The sequence below is a fragment of the Aeromonas sp. 600774 genome, from assembly GCF_049175075.1.
In the GTDB taxonomy this organism is placed as follows: domain Bacteria; phylum Pseudomonadota; class Gammaproteobacteria; order Enterobacterales; family Aeromonadaceae; genus Aeromonas; species Aeromonas veronii_A.
Window position 1 is genome coordinate 54,051 of the sequence record NZ_JAAKUJ010000003.1, and the last position, 19,259, is coordinate 73,309.

Here is a 19,259-nt window from a genome sequence, read left to right on the forward strand (position 1 = left end):
ACCGGAGCTTCTTTTTTTGGGGCTAATCCTCCCTCACACCGAGATCACCTCATGCAAGATCCTGCTCGGGCAGGATGGGGGCGGCACCGTTTCCCTGCCAGTGGCAAACCAGCCCGGCACTCTGTGCCATAAAACCGTCGCAGACAAAGAGCCCCACCACCGCCGCCACCTGCTCGCCATAGTAGAGGATGGGAATGCGTCCCCGTTGCCACGAGGGAACACCATACTCTTGCAGCAGCTTCTTCATCCGCCGACTACCGCTTCGCCCCACCGGTTTGAGGGGGATCCCGGGCGCTACCTGAAAACGCACCGAGAGCGGCTCGTCCGCTCGGGGGGAACGCAGCAGATCCTCGCCGTGCTCCGCCATGCGCACCACCAGCTCGCCCAAACCATCCGGCAGGGTCAGCGGCTCGCCCACAATCATCGGCAACACCTGATGACAAGGTTGCAAGTCAGGGCTCACCAGATAGAGCCGCTCCTGAAAACGGCGGCAGCTCTGGCGCCCCCAGTTGAGCTGGGGGTTGGCATCGCCGCGCGCCAACGCGACCTCCTGCCACAACCGGGCAAGCTGCTCGCGGGATGGCATCTCGCCCCCCTGACGGCGGATCCAGTAGCGCAGCAGGTTGTTGCGCCGGGTGGGAGAGAGGGCGTGCAGCGGGCCGATATGGAGCGCCTCCCCCTCGCCCGCCAGCTGCCAGTCACTCTCGGCCAACTCATCCAGCAGCGCCTCCTGCTCGGCGCACAGGGCCATGCTGCGCGCCGCGGTCTGGGCCATGGCGGGCCAGCGCGCTTTGAGCTGGGGGATAAGCGTCTGGCGCAAAAAGTTGCGGTCATAGCTCACGTCCTGATTGCTCTCATCTTCCACCCAGCCAAAGGGGAGGCTCGCCGCCGCCTCGGCCAGCTCGGCACGACTCATATCGAGCAGCGGGCGCAGCAACAGGCCACCGGCAAAGGGCTGGCTTGGCAAGATCCCCGCCAGACCGCGCAGACCGGCGCCGCGCTTGAGGGCCAGCAGCAGGGTCTCCAGCTGATCGTCCTGATGGTGAGCGGTGAGCAGCCACTCCCCCTCCCGCATCCGGGCGGTCAGCCGCTGGTAACGGGCTGTGCGCGCCTGCGCCTCCAGACTCTCGCCATTGCCACGGGCCAGAGTCACCCGCTCGACCAGCAGCTCCACCGCCAATTGCTGACACACGGCTTCACAATGAGCGACCCACTCATCGGCATGGGGACTGAGGCCGTGGTGCACGTGCAGGGCGCGAACTGGCAGGCCATGCTCGCGGGCATACTGCGCCGCCAGCACCAGCAGCAGGGTGGAGTCGAGGCCGCCACTGAAGGCCACCAGCAGACCGGTGGAACCTTCCGGCGCTGGCATAGTCAGACAAAAGCGAGAATAAAGATGAGAAATCATAGGCTTCCCCAAAACGGACCGGCCGATCTTAGCAGAGTCGGGCTTATCAAGCTGCAACCCTGCTGCTAGAGTGAGGCTCGCCCGCCCTCTCCACCAGGCTGGCCGCAAGGCGGTCGCACAACCGGTTGGAGCAAGGAAGATGGGCAGGGAAGCAAACAATCGGAATTGGAATCAAACAAGATGAACAATAAGAAAAGCTTACTGGCCGGCCTGATTGGACTGGCACTGCTGGCTGGCTGCAGTCAGGCACCGCAAGACTCCCCCAAACACTCCGGGCTGGCGCTGGCCAATATGGACACCCTGGTCAAACCCGGCGATGACTTCTTCCGCTACGTCAATGGCAAGTGGCTCGCCACCGCCAAGATCCCCGACGATCGCCCCGCCGATGGCGCTTTCTACATGCTGCGGGACAAATCCCTCGCCGATGTGCGGGTGCTGGTCGAGGGGCTGGCCAAGCAGGAGGCCGCCACCGGCACGCCAACCCAGCAGATCCGCGATCTCTACGCCAGCTATCTGGATCAGGCAGGCCGTGACGCCAAGGGGCTCACCCCGCTGGCACCGGCGCTGGCCGATATCGACCGGATCGGTGATCAGGCTGCGCTGGCCCGCGCCTTTGCCCAGTCGGGCCGCATGGGCGGCGGCGCGCCGTTCGGCATCTGGATCGACGCCGATGCCAAGTCCCCCGACCGCTATGCGGTCTACCTCTATCAAGGTGGACTGGGGCTGCCGGATCGGGACTACTACCTCAAGCAGGATCCCGACAGTCAGGCCCTGCGCCAGAAGTACCAACAGCATATCGCCGCCATGCTGAGCCGCCTCGGTGAGTCTGACCCGAGCGGCAAAGCCAAACGGATTCTGGCCCTCGAAACCCGGCTCGCCACCATCCAGTGGGACAACGTCGCCCTGCGGGATCGGGAGAAGAACTACAACAAGCGCCCCGCCAGCGAACTGGCACGGCTCGCCCCCCATCTCGACTGGCAGGCTTATCTCAATGCCGCGGGCATTGCTGGCCAGCCGGAGCTCATTATCGGTCAGCCGACCTATCTGAGCGCGTTGGATCAGGTGATGGCCCAAACCCCCATCGCCGACTGGCAGGCCTACCTCAAGTGGCAACTGCTGACCGACTACGCCCCCTATCTCGACAGCGAGACCGACCGCGCCAACTTCGCCTTCTACGGCACCACATTGAGCGGCACGCCCAAGCAGCGCGCCAGCTGGGAGCGGGCGCTCGGGGTCCTGAACGATCATCTGGGTGAAGCGGTCGGCCAGCTCTATGTGGCTCGCTACTTCCCGCCAGCAGCCAAGGAGCGGATGGAGCAGTTGGTGGAGAACCTGCGCACCGCCTACGGCCAGAGCATCAAGGAGCTCGACTGGATGTCGCCCGAGACCAAGGCGCAGGCACTCGAGAAGCTGGCCAAGTTCCGCCCCAAGATCGGCTACCCCGACAAGTGGAAGGATTACAGCGCCATCACTATCAAACCGGATGATCTGGTGGGCAACCTGCAACGCTCACAAGCCTTTGAATATGCAGACAGCCTGGCGCGCCTCGGCAAGCCGGTCGACAGGGACGAGTGGCACATGTCGCCGCAAACGGTGAACGCCTACTACAACCCGAGCAACAACGAGATCGTCTTCCCGGCGGCTATTTTGCAGCCCCCCTTCTTCGACATGACGGCGGATGATGCGGTCAACTACGGCGCCATCGGCGGGGTCATTGGTCACGAGATGGGCCACGGTTTTGATGATCAGGGGGCCAAATCCGACGGTGACGGCATGATGCGCGACTGGTGGACGCCACAAGATCTCAAGGAGTTCCGCTTCCGCACCAGCCGGCTGGTGGCCCAGTACAACCGCTTCGAGCCCATCAACGGCCAGTTCGTCAACGGCCAGTTCACCCTGGGGGAGAACATCGGCGATCTGGGCGGCCTCACCATAGCCCACAAGGCCTACGAGCTGTCGCTTGATGGCAAGGAGGCGCCGGTGCTGGATGGCTTTACCGGCGAACAACGCTTCTTCCTCGGCTGGGCGCAGGTGTGGAAGGGGATGTATCGCCCCGAGCTGATGCAGATGCTGCTGCGCTCCGACCCCCACTCGCCGCCCGAGTACCGGGTCAACGGCGTAGTGCCGAACATTCCCGCCTTCTACGAGGCATTCAACATCCAGCCGGGGGACAAGCTCTATCTGCCACCCCAAAAACGGGTGAAGATCTGGTAATGCACGCCTCTTGTGAGGCATAACAGAGGGGCAGATGCCATGTGTCGGCACCGCCCCATCTCCATACGTTGACGTCAGTGAACGGCCATGCCGCTCACCGCAGTAACAAGAGTAACGCCTATGAAAACCTTGCTGATGACACTCGGTCTGCTCGCTCTGCCCTTGACCGGCCAGGCAGCGGAGAGCTTCTTCAAACAGCTGACACTCCCCTCCGGTCAGGTGATCACGGTGGCCGAAGGACGCGGTGAACCCGCTTCCATCGGCAGCTACGATGTGCGCCTCTACTCCGGTGCCAATCCCCAGTTTCCGCTGGATCAGTTCATCGACGGCAAGGTGCTGCCGCGCGATGGATCCATCAAGGAGCTGAAATTGCTGGATCTCAACGGTGACAAACAGCCCGAGCTGGTGGTCATCATGGAGAGCGCCGGCAGCGGCAGCTACCTGAGCGCCGACGCCTTTACCATCAGTACGCAGGAGGGGCTCGACACCTTCAACCATGTCGAGGGACTCGGGCCAAAGGAGGATGTGATCGAGGCGCTCAAGGATCCCAAGGATTAAGGCGCGGCAGCCCCCCGTGCTTCAGAAATAGAAAAAGCCCTGACCTTCAGGGCTTTTTTGTATCCAGAATCGGCGACGCCTCTACTCAAGGCGAGTGGCCTTTGTGCGCACCAGCGGCAGCGCCATCTCGTGCTGAGCCGCCACCAGTTGCAGCTCGTAGGCTCCCGCCAGCCAGGTCCGGGAAAGCACTGCATCCACGCTGGCGTTGGTAAGTTCGAACGCCGCTACCGGGGTACAACCGGCCAGCAGATTGGCCAGCATGGTGGCGCTCAGCAGATCCCCCACCCCGATGGGGTGGCGAGCAAAAGGGTAGAGCGGGCGGGAGAGGTGAAAGGTTCCCTCCTCGCACACCAGCAACATCTCGAAGCGGTCCATGGCAAAGCCGGCCTTGCCCAGATGCTTGACCATCACCAGCTTGACCCCTTGCGCGCGCAGTTGCTGGCACGCCTCGATGGCCTCCGGCACATTGCGGATATCGCGGCCGGTGAGCTGTTCCAGCTCCAGCAAATTGGGGGCCAGCATATCGGCGCAGGCCAGTGCCCTGGTTTTCAGAAAATCGGCGACGCCGGGTGCCACTATGCACCCCTTGTCGGGGTGACCCATCACAGGGTCACAAAAGTAGAGGGCGGCCGGATTGAGCGCCTTGAGCCGGGCCACCGCCGCCAGGATCTCCTCCCCCTGTTTGGCCGAGCCGAGGTAGCCGCTCAAGATCGCATCGCACTCGGCCAGCACACCGATCTCCGCCAGGCCGTTTACCAGCTGACGGATATGACCGCCGGGCATCACCATCCCCTGCCAGCCTTCGCGGTATTGGGTGTGGTTGGAGAACTGCACCGTATTCATCGGCCACACCTCGATCCCGAGGCGACGCATGGGAAAAACGGCGGCGCTGTTGCCGGCACAGCCAAAGACTACGTGGGATTGAATGGAGAGCACTCGCTTCATGATTGGCGACTCACGCAATAAGAACAGGAATTCCGGAGGGAAAAACGGGCCTTGCGGCCCGTTGTTGTCACTTTCGACTGTTGTCACTGTCGATTAACGCAGCACCTTGACGGTGTAGCTGCCATCGGCCTGACGATAGAGGCCGTGGATGTCGGTCTCGAAACCCGGGTAGTGGGCACCGATCTCGCACAGCATCTCGAGGAACTCGAGCACCGGCAGAGAATCCTGGGTCACCATCTCGCCCGGCAGTACCAGCGGAACTCCCGGCGGGTACGGCAGGATCATGTTGGCGCTGATGCGGTCAACCATGTCACGCAGCGGCACTTCCACCACGTTGCCGGCCAGCTCCTGCTGCCATGCGGCGTGCGGAGTCATCTTCATCTCCGGCAGTACGTCGAACGCCTTGAACATCAGCTCCGGCAGACGGTACTTGCTGGTCAGCTCGTGAATGCGCTGGGCCAGCTCCTGGATACGCATCCCTTCGTAGAAGCTCGGGTCTTCACGATAGAGGCTCGGCAGGATGCTCTTGATGGTCAGGTTCAGGTCGTAGCCGCGCTTGAACTCGGTCAGGGCGCGCAGCAGCTGCATCGCCTTGGACTGATCGATACCGATGGAGAAGAGGAACAGCATGTTGTACGGGCCGGTCTTCTCGACCACGATGCCGCGCTCGTCCAGGAACTTGGAGACCAGAGAGGCAGGGATGCCCTTCTCCAGCAGCTGGCCGTCACGACCCATACCCGGAGTCAGCAGGGTGACCTTGATAGGGTCCAGGTACATGTGGTTGTCATCGATGTCCTTGAAGCCGTGCCAGTCATCTTTCGGATCCAGCTTCCAGCACTCGACGGTGTCGATGTTGTCCGGCTGCCATACGTCGAAGAACCAGCCTTCGCTCTGATCACGCAGACGCTTGATCTCTTTGCGGAAGGAGATGGCGCGATCGATGGAGTCCTTGATCAGACGCTTGCCGGTGTTGCCACGCATCATGGCAGCAGAGATCTCGGTCGATGCCACGATGCCGTACTGCGGCGAGGTGGAGGTGTGCATCATGAAGGCTTCGTTGAAGGTCTCTTCCTCCACGTCACCCTTGATGTGGATCATCGAGGCCTGGGAGAAGGCCGCCAGCAGCTTGTGGGTGGACTGGGTTTCGTAGAACACCTTGCCCGGCATCGCTTCGCCGCTCATGCCGCACTTGCCTTCATAGATCGGGCTGAAGTTGGTGTAAGGCACCCAGGCACTGTCGAAGTGGATGTAAGGAGTGTCCAGCGCCTCCTTGATGAAACCGGTGTTGTAGAGCAGGCCATCATAGGTGGAGTTGGTGACCACGGCGTAACGGGGAGCCTGGGCACCCGGTGTCGCGGCAACCTTGGCAGCGATGGTGTCGCGGCTGAATTCGCTCTGCGGGATACCACCCAGAATGCCGTAGGCGTTGCGGGTCGGACGGAAGTAGATCGGGGTCACGTCGTTCATCATCATCAGATGAGTGAGCGACTTGTGGCAGTTACGGTCAACCAGCACTGTGCTGCCGGCCGGCGCTGAGTACATACCGACGATCTTGTTGGCAGTGGAGGTGCCGTTGGTAACGATATAGGAGCGATCGGCGTTGAAGGTACGGGCGATGTACTCTTCGGCTTCCTTGTGCGGACCTGAGTGATCCAGCAGGGAGCCCAGCTCCGGCATGGAGATGGAGACGTCGGCCTTGAACGCGTTCGGGCCGTAGAAGTCATAGAAGATGCTGCCGGCCGGGCTCATCTGGAAGGCGGTACCGCCCATGTGACCCGGCGTACAGAAGGTGTATTTACCCTCTTCCACGTACTTGAACAGTGCCTTGGTGAACGGCGGCAGGATGGCGTCCTGATACTCCTGAGTGGCCTGACCCATCTTGAGGGCGATGTCGTCGGCCATGCCGAGACGGTACTCGAAGAAGTGCACGTTCAGACGCAGGTCGGTCAGGTGAATATCCAGGGTGGACTGGTCGTTGGCGAAGGCGAAGATCGGCAGCTTCTCGTTGCGATCGTGGATCTCCTTGCACAGACCCAGAGAGTATTTGTCCCAGTCGAAGATGGCGCCGCAAACGCGGGGGTTCTTCTCGATCAGTTTCAGCAGGTCGGCGACGTCGACCGGATAAACAACCTCGAAACCCTTGCGCTCGAGGGAGGCTTGCAGCTGGCGAATGGGTTCTTCTTTAAAGAAAACGCCCAGGTGGTTGAGGATGGCAATGATATTCATCGTAATGCTCCACACGTAAAGGGGCGCTCTCCATCAGGGATGGTGAGTGAAGAGCGCTCGGAAGATAAAAGGGGGAATTAGTTGCTGGGTTGTTCGCTCAGCAGGGCATCGTGCTGACGCAGACCCTGTTTTTTGGCGTAGAACATCAGGATGATGAGCGACACCACGAAGGTAGCGGTGAGGTTGGAACCCTTGGCACCCATCAGGGCCACCAGACAGAAGACGCAGGCCACACCGGAGAAGATCATCGCGCCGATGCTGCGGGAGGTCATGCCTTCGAAGCGGATCAGGTTAATGCTGGAGTAGAAGTAGGGCAGCATGGTCAGCAGCACCGCATCTGTGGTCAGCACGTTGAAGAGATCGGCAGCGTGGGCAGACTGGGATGTGAAGGCGGTCAGGCCAACCATCAGGGCAGTCATCTTGAGGGAGCCCAGGATCAGACCCTTCTTGGCCACGCCGTTCTTGTCCACTTCGCCGTAGATTTTCGGGAAGTTGCCGTCGTTGGCGGCACGCTTGCCCGCCTCGCCTACCAGCATCATCCAGGAACCGAGCGAGGTGAAGCAGGCCAGAGCGGTGAAGGCAGAGACAAACGGTGCAGACCAGCTACCGAAGATGGCGGAAGAGGCCATGGCAAACGGGGCGCCGGAGGCAGCCACTTCACCGGCCGGGAACATGCCGCTGATCACCTGGGTAGAGAGGATGTAGATAACACCCGCGATACCGGTACCCAGCATGGTGGCGAGCGGTACGGTGCGCTTGGGGTTCTTCACCATGCCGGAAGAGACGGCGGCAGATTCAACACCGACGAAGGACCAGAGGCAGATCAGCACGGCACTGATGACCGCATGCAGGTCGCTGCCGCTGGTGGTGTTCCAGTTCTGGCTGTAGACGGCGCTGTCAAAGTGAGTCCAGCCCACCAGAGCGGTACCCACCACCGGCAGCAGGATCAGTACCAGACCCAGAGTACAGAGTCGGCTCACCCAGCTACCGCCCAGCAGGTTGACGAAGGTGAAGATCCAGACGGCGGCGATGGTGGCCGCAGCGGCCGGGATCGGGCTGTTGAGAATGGGGAAGAAGACGGAGAGGTAGGAGACGCCGGTAATGGCGATGGCCAGGTTACCTATCCAGTTGGCGTGGTAGTAGAGCACACCGGTCTGGAAACCGAATACCGGAGAGATTTCACCGGCGTAGGCAATGGGGCCACCCTCTTGCGGGTTCTTGGTAGCCAGGCGGGCGAAAACGAAGGCGAGGCCCATGGCGCCTACCAGACAGATAGCCCAGCTGAATACAGAAATGGAACCTATGTTGGCCAGTGCCGAAGGCAGCAGTGCGATACCGCTCCCCATCATGTTGCCGGCCACCACACCTGTACAGGCGATAAGGCCAATCTTCTTGCTCGTATCTAGGGACATAAGATCTCCGGTTCTATAAAAGGTCGGGTCGTCACATACACATTTGGCGGAACGCCCCGCCAAAGAATGGGCACAGACTAGACCTCTCATCCCCGGAAAACATAAAGACCAGCTAACGGATAAAAATATGAGGCAACTTTTTTCGCCGCCTCGTCACTTTTGATAAAAACCATTTAAAAACAGTCAATTGACATCACATCACACAGCCTTATTGATAAAACCTTGATATCCGGCCAACCCGTTTTTGCCCCTTGATAACCCCCTTATCTCGCCGTCTTGATATTTTTGGTCAGATAAACCCGGGATAAAGCAGCGCCCATTGCGCCCCCTGCCCTTGCGGCCATTTGGAAGCCCTGCGGATCATCACCCTGAGTGGCCGCTCACCTCCTGCTTTCCCCTTCGCTCGGCTCATCACAATCCAAACTCAGAGTTAAAGCGCAACGGCGATAACCGGTAAGCAATGAGAAATGAGTCATGACAGACAGCTTATCCCGTCGCCAACCATGAGCAGATGTCACAAGCTGCGCGTGCGGCGTAAAGCCGAACAAACGCGAGTGCCGCAAATACCGCGATAAGGCATATGGGGATAGTGGAGAGCTGCGGGGGATAAATCGGGCCGCACCAGAACGACTATCCCCGGTGGCAAACAAGCAGAAACCGCACAGGCCGCCCGAAGGCAGCCTGTGGATAGGGTCGGCAACCGCACCGACCGGGGGAAAACCAACACTGCGGAGTTAGAAGAGCTTCACCTTGCTCTGGCCCAGCGCATTGAACAGAGCCGGGGTGAGGCTCTCCATATTGCTGTAGAAACCGAGCTGCTGGCAGAGCAGATAGGTCTGCTCGGTCGCCTCCATCAGGAAGGCCTGACTGTAGGCATCACCCGCCGCCTCGGGACGACCGTCCAGCTCCGCCAGCTTGCCCTGCAGTATGTAGTAGAGCACCGAGCGGCCGCGACTCGCCGCCTTCTCCAGCAGATAGTTGGCCTGCTGTTGCTGGCCGTTGAGGATCGCCTGCAGGGTCAACGCCTCCCACACCCGGGCTGGCAGGGCGCCGCTGTTTTGCACCACGCTGGCGAGATGGGTGCCAATCCCCTGCAGTCGCTCGCTCTCGGATTTGCCCGCCAGGGTGGCCAGCGCCTCGCCCGCCAGATAGCGCTCCGCCAGCAGCAACGGCTGATCCGGATGGGCAATCAGCGCCTGCTCCAGCAGATCGATACCCCGCTTGAGGGCGACCGGATCCCGGCTGTTGATGTAGTACTGCGCCTCCATCATCGCCATCAGGGAGGCATCATCGGTGGGCCAGCCCATTCCCGGCTCGGCATCGGGTTGGTCGAGGGCACGTAGCAGATCCTGGCTGCTGGCCTGCAACACGCCGTGCACACTGTGGCGACTGAGCTGGTACTGATGGCTGAACAGCACCCGGTTGGTGTTGATATTGCGATACTCCAGATCGAGATAGGTGCCACGGGGCTGGCGGGTGACCCGCACACTCAGCTCCTTGCCGGGCATGATGCCTCCCATCAGAGTGGTGGCGCCGTACTGCACCCGCAGCGGCGTAGCCACGGCCACTTCCCCCATCAGGGCGCGGGTAATGCCATCGGCGAGGCGCACGTTCTCGTTGTTGTCATCCATGCCGGAGTGAAAGCGGAACACCAGCAGGTTGGGATCCAGCATGGCGTGTACCTGGGGGCTGGTGTGCTGGTAGCTGAGCATGCTGACAATGGCGATCAGCACGATGGCAACGAAGATATCGAAACTCACCATCTTCCAGCGGCTGCGGGCATCCTTGGCATGGGTGGAGATGGCGCGGGTCAGGGGCCCGGCGGGAAAAGGGGCGACATTGGGCTGTTCATCATCATCCTGCTCAGCCGCAGGCGGGCTCAGATCGGATAAAGTCGGGTTGTCGGAGAGAGCGGTATTGACCGCGGGCTGCTCGTCCGCCATCACCACGGAAACCACCTGCAGCGGCCGCACCGGTGCCACCAGCTTGTAGCCGCGCTTGGGTACGGTGACGATATAGTCGGTCGCATCGGTGCGACCATCTTTGAGGATCTTGCGCAGTTCGAAGATGGACTGGGTCACCACCTGATCGGTCACCTCGGCGCCATCCCACACCTCATTGATCAGGGCATCGCGGCCAAACACGGTGCCGGCATTGTGGGCCAGAAACCGCAACAGATTGACCAGTCTGGGTTCGAGGTAGACCTCGCGGTCGGGGCGACACAACATGTTGTCGTCAACGCTCAGGGTCCAGTCGTGGATCTCAAAAACCGATTCGCTCATGATTCACTCGCTGCAGATGGAGACAATGCACGATGAGAGAGACGCAAAACCCGGACTGACTGAACGGAACAGGATGCTGTCACGAGGTGACAGATGAAAGAGAACCGAAGCAATAAAATCTCTGTGAGCCAGTCTGGCCAGGCCATCCTGCTAGCGTCTGAAGGGCATCCTTGCGGGCATTCCGACTAACGGGATCGGAAAAAGCACTTTAAGCAAAACGGGAGCTGGATCCCACTTTTTTTGGCTATAAATCGCCGTTGAGTTGATCCGACCCCTCATTTTTCAGCAAATAGCGTGCCAATTGATGCTCATATGAACACCCCATATATCTGAATCAAAAAAGCCCTGAACATCAGGGCTTTCTCATTTTCCGGCTATCGGGGAGACCTCATTTCGCCACCGGGATCGCATCCTGCTGACGGCTACGGCGCAGATGACGCCGCCACAACGAGAAACAGCCGTAGCCAAGACTCAGTACCACCGCATAGAGCACCTGAGAGGCGAGCGCCACCAGCACCAGAGCGCAGAGCAGCACGCTCACTCCCGCCAGCCCCTTGCCCACCCCGCCAAGCAGGCGCCAGCCCGCCGCCATGCAGAGCAGGTAGACCAGCACAAAGTTGCCGTTGGCGTAGCGGATCAGCTCATCGAGGGGCAGTCGCAGCCAGATGATCAGGGTGATGCAGACCAGACAGATGGCGAGCACCAGAGTGAGCGCCCGCAGCGGCGCGCCGCGGGCGGTGAGGCGGGCCAGCGAGACCGGCAGCTTGCCTTCCCGCGCCATGCTCCAGATAAGCCTCGCAAACCCCTGCAGGTAGATATTGATGCTGGCAAAGCAGGAGAGGTAGCCGAGCACCGCCACCAACCACTTGGCAGTGGGGCCGAACAGCAGCGCCAGCAGAGAGGGGATGGCGGTGGCATTTTTCGCCTCATCACCGTAGAGGCCGTACTTGAGCACCACCAGCGAGTGTACCCAGTAGATAAGCCCCGCCAGCAGCACACCGCCGAGCAGGGCGATGGGGTAGTCCCGCTCCGGCCGCTTGAACTCCTCCCCCATATGGGCGAAGGCTTCCAGCCCGACGAAACACCAGAACATCACCGCCAGCGCGGTGGCCATGGCGGGCCACTCGTCCGCGCTCGGCAAGGGCCGCGCTGCATCGCGCCAGCTCACCTCCCCCTTGAACCAGATAAGCAGGGTGAGCCCCAAAATGGCGAGCGCAATCAGCAACTGCAGATTGCCGGAGGATCGCGCCCCGCGCAGCCCCAGCAGAAAGACCCCGAGCAGGGTCAGCAGCTGGATGGCCCAGAGGGTCCACTCCCCCATCTCGAACAGGGCGTGCCAGAAACCGGCGGCAATCATCAGAGCGGCGGGCAGGCCCACGGGTAACACAGCCAGAAAGAGGAAGGCAGAGAAGCGCTCGGCGCCGTTGCCAAAGGCGAGGCCAATCAGGTGCGGCGCACCGCCCGCATGGGGATAGCGACGGCCGAGGCGAGCGAAGGTAAAGGCGATGGGCAGCACCAGCGCAATCAGCAGCAACCAGGCCCAGAGCGAGGCCCCACCCGCCAGCGAGGCAGCGGTCGCCGGTACCACGAAGATCCCGGTGCCGAGCAGCGAGGTAGCGAGCAACCCCATCCCCTGCCAGAGCCCGAGATCCTTTTTCAACCCAGACATATCCTTTTGTCCTGACTAAAAAAACATCCCGCCATGTTAGGCCTGCCCCGCCCTTTTGTTAAGTACGATGGTTAAGCACTGTGGCGAGAATATGCAGCCTTTTATTCAGGCTCGCTCTCAGCTTGCAGGGATTCGGCCAGAAAATCCCCCAGCAGGGTGATCTTGAGCACCTGCCGCCGCGCTGCCGGATAGATGAAGTAGAGGGTCTTGGCCGGGCTCTGATAGTGGCCAAGCAGCGGCAGCAGACGCCCCGCAGCGATATGGTTACGCACCTGTTCGGCTGGTTGCAAGGTGATGCCGGCCCCCGCCAGTGCCGCCGTCAGTAGCGCTGGCCAGTGGTTGATGCGCAGGCGCGAGGCGACTCGCACCTCCTCACTCTGGCCATCCTCGCTAACAAATTGCCAGCGCTCGTGCTCCCCCCAGTTGCCGTGCAGGCACTGGTGGTGGGCGAGATCGGCCGGATGACGGGGCACACCGTGACGATTGAGGTAGTCGGGGGCCGCGCAGAGGCGGTAGTGCTGGGTCAGCAGCGGACGGGCGATCAGCGCCTCATCCTGCGGGCGCAGGGTGCGGATGGCGGCGTCGAACCCCTCCTCCACCAGATCGACCCAGCGGGGGGTAAGCTGCAGATCCACCTCCAGCTTGGGGTAGCGGTCGAGAAAAGCCGGCAGCAGCGGCACCAGTCGGTGGTGGCCAAAACTTAAGGGGGCGGCGATACGCAGCCGCCCGGCCGGCTCGGCCAGCAGGTTCTGGGTGAGCAACTCGGTCAGTGCCAGCTCCTCCAGCACCCGCTGACAACGAGCCAGAAAGAGCTGGCCCAGCTCGGTCAGGGTCTGCTGGCGGGTGGTCTTGTGAAACAGCTTGCCCCCCAGCCACTGCTCCAGCCCCAGCACATGCTTGCCCACCATCTGGGCGCTGATCCCCTCTTCGCTCGCCACCGCGCTGTAGGAGCCGAGATCCACTACCCGGGTGAAGATACGCATGCTGGTCAATCGGTCCACAACCCCTCCTTTTTGCCCGTTTCAAGGCCGTTTTGCCCACCACAAGGGCCCAGATTCACAACCAAAAGTTTAGTAAGAAATTATTTTTAGCCAATTTATCGCACTTTTGGTTACCAATATAGTGGCCAGCGACGTCATCAAACAGGACATATCCCCATGAAAAGCACCTATCTGGCCGCCCTGCTGGTCGGTCTGCTGGCCACCGGCGTCAGCCAGGCTGCCGAGAGCAGCTTTATCAACACCCAGCAGAATGCCCCCGTCACCGCAACCCAGACCGCGACTCAAGCCCAGCCCGATATCTTCCGGGTCAGCCTGCTCGGCACCGGCACCCCGGTGCCCCGGATCAGCCGGGGTGGCTACAGCACCTTGGTCGAGGCGGGCAACCAGAAGCTGGTGTTCGATTTTGGCCGCAACTCCGCCACCCGCCTGTGGCAACTTCATATCCCCATCGGCCGGGTCAACGCCTTCTTCCTCACCCACTTTCACTCGGATCACACCAACGGGCTGGCGGATCTCTGGCTAACCGGCTGGCTGCAACCGGCCTATGGCCAGCGCCACGCGCCGATGGAGCTTTACGGGCCCAAGGGCACCAATGCCCTGGCTCACGGCCTGCTGCAGGCCTACGCCACCGATATCGCCACTCGGGTCAAGGATGAGGGGACGCCGCTGGACGGGGTGGAGATCAACAGCCACGAGGTCACCGCCGGGGTGGTCTACAGCCATGACGGGGTCAAGGTGACTGCCTTTGACAACGACCACGGGGTCAACATCAAGCCGTCATTCGGCTATCGCATCGACTACCACGGCCACAGCGTGGTGCTCTCCGGCGATACCCGCTACAGCACGCAGGTGGTGAAAGAGGCCAAAGGGGCGGATCTGCTGGTGCACTGCGTCTCCATGACCTCGGCCGAGCAGATGAAGGCCAACCCGGGCTACAAGGCGATCGCCGGTCACCTCGCCTCCCCCGAGCAGGCCGCCCGCGTTCTCAACGAAGCCAGACCTGCCCTGACCGTGTTCAGCCACATCGGGCTCAACGGCAAGATCACGGTGAAAGATCTGGCGCAGGATCTGCGTGCCCGTTACACAGGCCCCTTCGTCATCGGCAATGACCTGATGCAGATTGACCTGCCCACCAAACCGTCCGGCAAGGGCTACGCCCTCTGGCAGGCGGAGAATATCGACAATGCCCAATCCTGAATCCCGGCCATAAAAAAGCCGCCTCTTGCGAGGCGGCTTCTTCATTCAACTTGGTAACCGGCGTTATCAGGCAATCAGCTTGTAGATGATACCGGACATGGCGATCAGGCCGATGATGGTCACGAAGCCGTTGCTGATGTTGCCAGCGTATTTGCGCATGGCCGGAACCTTGGTGATGGCGTACATCGGCATCAGGAACAGCAGCATTGCGATGATCGGGCCGCCCAGGTCTTCAATCATGCCGAGAATGCTCGGGTTGATGGTAGCGATGGCCCAGGTGGTCAGGATCATGAACACGGCAGTGACTTTGTTCAGTTGCTTGGTGTCAACGTTCTTGCCCTTCTCGCGCAGCGCCTTGGCCATCAGACCGTTCATGCCCTCTTGCGCACCCAGGTAGTGACCCAGGAAGGATTTGCTGATGGCAACCATGGCGATCAGCGGAGCCACAGTACCGATAACCGGGTTATCGAAGTGGTTGGCCAGGTAGGACAGGATGGAGATGTTCTGTTCTTTGGCTGCAGCCAGGTCAGCCGGGGAGAGGCTCAGTACGCAGCTGAATACGAAGAACATAACGGTCATCACCATCATGACGTGGGCGCCCAGCAGGATGTTGCTGCACTTCTTCTCGGCACCTTCACCGTAACGACCTTTGTTGTCCACCGCGAAGGAGGAGATGATCGGGGAGTGGTTGAAGGAGAACACCATTACCGGGATAGCCAGCCACAGGGTCTTGATGAAGTCACCGTTGAAGGCGTCGGACAGGGCCGGAGCTTCAGTGATGATGGCACCGTTCCAGTGCGGGATCAGGTAGAACGCCAGACCCATCAGGGTAAGCACGAACGGGAATACCAGCACGCTCATCGCTTTGACGATAACCTGGCCGCCCAGACGAACAACCGCCATCAGACCGAGGATCAGAGCCAGTGACAGAACGGCACGGGGAGGTGCAGACATGCCCAGCTGGTGAACAATCACGCTCTCGACGGTGTTGGTGATGGCGACTGAATACATCAGTACGATCGGGTAGATGGCAAAGAAGTAGAGCAGGGTGATGAATTTGCCTGCGGTCTTGCCGAAGTGCTCTTCTACTACTTCAGTGATGTCGCCATCACGGGTAGAGCCGGACAGCACGAAGCGGGTCAGACCACGGTGAGCAAAGAAAGTCAGCGGTAGCGCCAGGATCAACATGGCAACCAGCGGCCACAGGCCACCTACACCGGCGTTGATTGGCAGGAAGAGCACACCGGCACCGATCGCGGTACCGTACAGACCCAGCATCCAGACCACATCGGCTTTGTTGATGCCGCGGGAAGAGTTGCTGGCTAAACGACCATCAGCTGCAATATTCATGTCAGACATACGTTGTTCCTGTCATCAAGGAAAAATGGGATTCTTGTTCATTCGGGCCTTGGCCCGGTTCCATCTCCCTGGAACGCCTTCTGTCCGTCCTTGATATTAACCTCTCGCCCTCCGGCAACCAGGCCATCACTCCTTGTGACAACAAGATTGCAACAAACAACAGTGCGAGATTTTGACCCTGAGGGTCGGCGCCCGTCTCACTTAACAACCGATTAACGTGCACCACTTTTGATGGGCTGACTTTAATTAAATACCCCTATTAATCACAGCGTTTTTTTGAATTAATCAACCAAAGTTTGATTCCAGTCGCCTTTCGGACGACCAAGATCACACTAACAACGCCTTATTGTGAGTTTTTTTTAACAATTCAATTTAGTTTCACTGGAATCAATGGGCTACAGGATGATACAACTTTGCAACAACTCACCTATTTAGTGCGGATTGTGTGCAGCACAGCCTTGGCGTACCCTTGTGACTCACGCCTTTTTGTTGATTGATGATGACCATTACTCGTACCGATCTCGCCGAACTGGCGGTATTTGCCGCCGTTGCTCGTCACCGCAGTTTCAGCAAGGCCGCCCTCGAACTCGGGGTCTCCGCCTCCGCCCTCAGCCACAGTCTGAAGGGGCTGGAAGCCCGTCTGGGGGTGCGGCTGCTCAACCGCAGTACCCGGGCCGTGGTGCCGACCGAAGCGGGCCAGCGGCTGCTCAAGCAGCTGCTCCCCACCCTCAATACCCTGGAAGAGGCGCTTTGCGAGCTGGCCCGCAACAGCGACGAGCCGGTAGGGCGACTCAAGCTCTGCGCTCCGCGCGGCGCCATCGACAGCCTGCTGGCACCTGTGCTGATCGACTATCTGGCCCGCTATCCGCGGATGCAGGTGGAGGTGGTGGAGCAGGAGCTGATGCCCCGGCTGATTGAAGATGGTTACGATGCCGCGCTCTTTTATGGCGATCTGCTGCCCAAGGAGATGATCGGCATCCCCCTCGGCCCGCCCCAGCGTTATCTGGTGGTGGGCTCCCCGGCCTATCTGGCGGAGCACGGTACACCGGAGCACCCGAGCGAGCTGAGCCGCCACGCCTGCATCGGCTATCGCCTCACCCCGCACCATCACTATCGCTGGGCCTTTGCCGCCGATGGCACCATGCTGGAGATCGAAGTGACCGGGCCGCTCACCACCAGCACCCCGGCCCTCTATCTCGGTGCGGCCGAAGCTGGGCTGGGGCTCGCCTACTGTCTGGAAGAGGAGGTGAGCCAGAAGGTCGCGGAGGGGAAACTGCTCACCGTGCTGGAGCCCTGGTGCCCCACCTTTGCCGGCTTCTACCTCTTCTATCCCAGTCGGCATCAACTGGGCAGCGGGCTGCGTATCCTGATCGACATGCTCAAGGCGCACTACCAAAACCCCGGATTAGTGAGTAATACTCAGCAATTCATCAAGTGAAACCCTGATTATCACCAAATAAGTATTAATCTAGACTAGCTGTTCGATAATCGAACTCCCCGAGAGAACAGATATGTCTGCCTATTTAACACTGCGGCAACGGGCCATGACCCGTCGCTTCTGGGCTTACGCCCTCCCCTCCATTCTTGCCATGCTGGTCTCGGGGGCCTACTACCTCATCGACGGCATCTTCGTCGGCCACTATGTCGGCGCCGCTGGCCTCGCCGGGATCAACCTGGTCTATCCGGTCATCATGGTGCTGATCGGCCTGGCCGCCATGATCAGCATGGGGGCGGCCACCGCAATCTCCTTCCAGCAAGGGGCGAAAAACGACAAGCTGGCCCGTCAGGCGCTGGTCAACGCCCTCTGGCTGCTGGCCGGTCTCGGGGTAGTTGCGCCGATGCTGCTCTATTACACCCACACCGATATCCTGCTGGGACTGGGGATTGAACAGGGCACCGAGACCTGGAAACAGGCGAGCGACTACCTCACCTGGATTGGCAGCGGTACCCTGCTGCTGGCCAGCAATCTGGCGGTCCCCTATCTGCTGCGCAACGATGGTCGCCCGAAACTGGCCATGGTGCTGGTGAGCAGCGGCGCCGTGCTCAATATCATCCTCAACTACATCATGGTGGGTCTGCTGGGACTGGGACTGATCGGTACCGCGCAAGCCACCCTGATGGCAGAGGGTGCGGTGAGCCTGATCGGCCTTGGCTACTTCTTTACCCCCTGGGCGCGGCTGCGCCTCAGCTGGCGGGATCTGGTGCCCAACCTCCCCGCCATGCCGCACCTGCTCTTTACTGGTCTGCCAAGCCTGATTGCCCAGTTCAACCTCGGGCTGCTGTTGATGCTGCACAACAGCCAGCTGATGGTGTACGGCAATGTGAAGGATCTGGCGGGCTTTACCGTGGCCGGTTACACCGAAGCGGTCTTTATCGTCATTCTGCAGGGGCTCGCCTTCGGCATTCAGCCGCTTATCAGCAAGGCGGCGGGGGCCAAGCGCCATCGCAACCTTAAGTACCTGATGGAGATGGGGCTCAAGTTCACCTTTATCTACGGCATGCTGGTGTGGCTCACCATCCAGCTGCTGCCGGGACAGGTCGCCATGCTCTATACCGGCGACAAGGATCCCGAACTGCTGGCCGCTGCCATCAGCAGCCTGACCCTCAACCTCGGTGCCATTCCGCTGGAGGGGATCATCATGTTCGGCATCGTGCTGCTGCAATCCATGGCGCGCACCCGTCAGGCGCTGGTCATCTCCATCGCCAAAACCGTGTTGCTGCTGCCGCTCATCTTACTGCTGCCGCAACTGTGGGGGCGTGATGGGGTGCTGATGGCCCAGCCCGCGACCGTGCTGCTGCTCACCCTGCCGCTCTGCTGGCTGCTGTGGCGCGAGTGGCTGCGCCTGAAGATAGCCTGCGCACCAAAAGCCAAACAGCGCCCACAACCGGCCCGCGCACGCGCCGCCGTACAGCTGGCCCGTTAAGGCCACCAATCCCGCAAAACAATAAAAAACCGGCATCCATTGATGCCGGTTTTTGCTATATGGG

General features: G+C 60.7%; 13 protein-coding genes. 5 read left to right on the plus strand and 8 right to left on the minus strand.

The window, feature by feature from the left end; translation table 11 throughout:
• Positions 1-49: 49 nt before the first annotated feature.
• Complete coding sequence (gene tilS, locus G5171_RS04530) at positions 50-1,408, minus strand: tRNA lysidine(34) synthetase TilS (protein ID WP_421250640.1); 1,359 nt, start codon at positions 1,406-1,408, stop codon at positions 50-52.
• Positions 1,409-1,588: 180 nt separating this feature from the next.
• Here tilS and G5171_RS04535 point away from each other — a divergent pair, with 180 nt between their 5' ends.
• Together G5171_RS04535 and G5171_RS04540 are read left to right on the plus strand one after the other, a co-directional pair.
• On the plus strand, positions 1,589-3,622 hold the full coding sequence (locus G5171_RS04535; protein WP_337072423.1) for a M13 family metallopeptidase: 2,034 nt from the start codon (positions 1,589-1,591) through the stop codon (positions 3,620-3,622).
• A 120-nt stretch (positions 3,623-3,742) separates the two neighbouring features.
• Entirely contained in the window at positions 3,743-4,180 is a 438-nt protein-coding gene (locus G5171_RS04540) for a PliI family lysozyme inhibitor of I-type lysozyme (protein ID WP_421250641.1), read from the plus strand.
• A gap of 81 nt (positions 4,181-4,261) precedes the next feature.
• Here the strand turns inward: G5171_RS04540 and pdxY are convergent, their stop codons facing one another.
• The 6 genes from pdxY to G5171_RS04570 all read right to left on the minus strand — a co-directional run bounded on the left by pdxY (position 4,262) and on the right by G5171_RS04570 (position 13,715).
• The gene (gene pdxY / locus G5171_RS04545) at positions 4,262-5,125 is read right to left on the minus strand and encodes a pyridoxal kinase PdxY (protein ID WP_421259892.1); all 864 of its coding nucleotides are present in this window, start codon (positions 5,123-5,125) and stop codon (positions 4,262-4,264) included.
• Positions 5,126-5,218: 93 nt separating this feature from the next.
• Positions 5,219-7,351 (minus strand): lysine decarboxylase CadA, encoded by a 2,133-nt coding sequence (locus tag G5171_RS04550; protein WP_058059046.1) that lies wholly within the window; start codon positions 7,349-7,351, stop codon positions 5,219-5,221.
• Positions 7,352-7,428: 77 nt separating this feature from the next.
• A complete protein-coding gene (gene cadB, locus G5171_RS04555; protein ID WP_337072425.1) occupies positions 7,429-8,763 on the minus strand; it encodes a cadaverine/lysine antiporter in 1,335 nt (444 codons plus the stop codon).
• A 734-nt stretch (positions 8,764-9,497) separates the two neighbouring features.
• Positions 9,498-11,045 carry a lysine decarboxylation/transport transcriptional activator CadC gene (gene cadC / locus G5171_RS04560; protein ID WP_337072426.1) on the minus strand — a complete coding sequence of 516 codons (1,548 nt, stop codon included), beginning with the start codon at positions 11,043-11,045 and terminating at the stop codon, positions 9,498-9,500.
• 388 nt (positions 11,046-11,433) lie between these two features.
• Complete coding sequence (gene yjeH, locus G5171_RS04565; RefSeq protein ID WP_421244217.1) at positions 11,434-12,714, minus strand: L-methionine/branched-chain amino acid transporter; 1,281 nt, start codon at positions 12,712-12,714, stop codon at positions 11,434-11,436.
• 101 nt (positions 12,715-12,815) lie between these two features.
• Positions 12,816-13,715: a LysR family transcriptional regulator gene (locus G5171_RS04570; protein WP_421250643.1), complete on the minus strand. Its 900-nt coding sequence runs from the start codon at positions 13,713-13,715 to the stop codon at positions 12,816-12,818.
• A 156-nt stretch (positions 13,716-13,871) separates the two neighbouring features.
• Between G5171_RS04570 and G5171_RS04575 the strand changes: the two genes are divergently transcribed.
• Positions 13,872-14,912 (plus strand): MBL fold metallo-hydrolase, encoded by a 1,041-nt coding sequence (locus G5171_RS04575; protein ID WP_421259893.1) that lies wholly within the window; start codon positions 13,872-13,874, stop codon positions 14,910-14,912.
• A 66-nt stretch (positions 14,913-14,978) separates the two neighbouring features.
• Here G5171_RS04575 and G5171_RS04580 read toward each other — a convergent pair whose 3' ends face one another.
• Positions 14,979-16,271, minus strand: coding sequence for an HAAAP family serine/threonine permease (locus G5171_RS04580; protein ID WP_421222936.1), 1,293 nt, complete (start codon positions 16,269-16,271; stop codon positions 14,979-14,981).
• Between the two features lie 499 nt (positions 16,272-16,770).
• Here G5171_RS04580 and G5171_RS04585 point away from each other — a divergent pair, with 499 nt between their 5' ends.
• The gene (locus G5171_RS04585) at positions 16,771-17,709 is read left to right on the plus strand and encodes a LysR family transcriptional regulator (RefSeq protein ID WP_042055187.1); all 939 of its coding nucleotides are present in this window, start codon (positions 16,771-16,773) and stop codon (positions 17,707-17,709) included.
• Positions 17,710-17,782: 73 nt separating this feature from the next.
• Positions 17,783-19,195, plus strand: a complete 1,413-nt coding sequence (locus G5171_RS04590; RefSeq protein ID WP_421259894.1) for an MATE family efflux transporter — start codon at positions 17,783-17,785, stop codon at positions 19,193-19,195.
• The last annotated feature ends 64 nt before the right edge of the window (positions 19,196-19,259 follow it).

Bases quoted from the DNA above. Each gene is read 5' to 3' on its own strand.
- tilS (WP_421250640.1), bottom strand. From the start codon at position 1,408: ATGATTTCTCATCTTTATTCTCGCTTTTGTCTGACTATGCCAGCGCCG.
- G5171_RS04535 (WP_337072423.1), top strand. From the start codon at position 1,589: ATGAACAATAAGAAAAGCTTACTGGCCGGCCTGATTGGACTGGCACTG.
- G5171_RS04540 (WP_421250641.1), top strand. From the start codon at position 3,743: ATGAAAACCTTGCTGATGACACTCGGTCTGCTCGCTCTGCCCTTGACC.
- pdxY (WP_421259892.1), bottom strand. From the start codon at position 5,125: ATGAAGCGAGTGCTCTCCATTCAATCCCACGTAGTCTTTGGCTGTGCC.
- G5171_RS04550 (WP_058059046.1), bottom strand. From the start codon at position 7,351: ATGAATATCATTGCCATCCTCAACCACCTGGGCGTTTTCTTTAAAGAA.
- cadB (WP_337072425.1), bottom strand. From the start codon at position 8,763: ATGTCCCTAGATACGAGCAAGAAGATTGGCCTTATCGCCTGTACAGGT.
- cadC (WP_337072426.1), bottom strand. From the start codon at position 11,045: ATGAGCGAATCGGTTTTTGAGATCCACGACTGGACCCTGAGCGTTGAC.
- yjeH (WP_421244217.1), bottom strand. From the start codon at position 12,714: ATGTCTGGGTTGAAAAAGGATCTCGGGCTCTGGCAGGGGATGGGGTTG.
- G5171_RS04575 (WP_421259893.1), top strand. From the start codon at position 13,872: ATGAAAAGCACCTATCTGGCCGCCCTGCTGGTCGGTCTGCTGGCCACC.
- G5171_RS04580 (WP_421222936.1), bottom strand. From the start codon at position 16,271: ATGTCTGACATGAATATTGCAGCTGATGGTCGTTTAGCCAGCAACTCT.
- G5171_RS04585 (WP_042055187.1), top strand. From the start codon at position 16,771: ATGACCATTACTCGTACCGATCTCGCCGAACTGGCGGTATTTGCCGCC.
- G5171_RS04590 (WP_421259894.1), top strand. From the start codon at position 17,783: ATGTCTGCCTATTTAACACTGCGGCAACGGGCCATGACCCGTCGCTTC.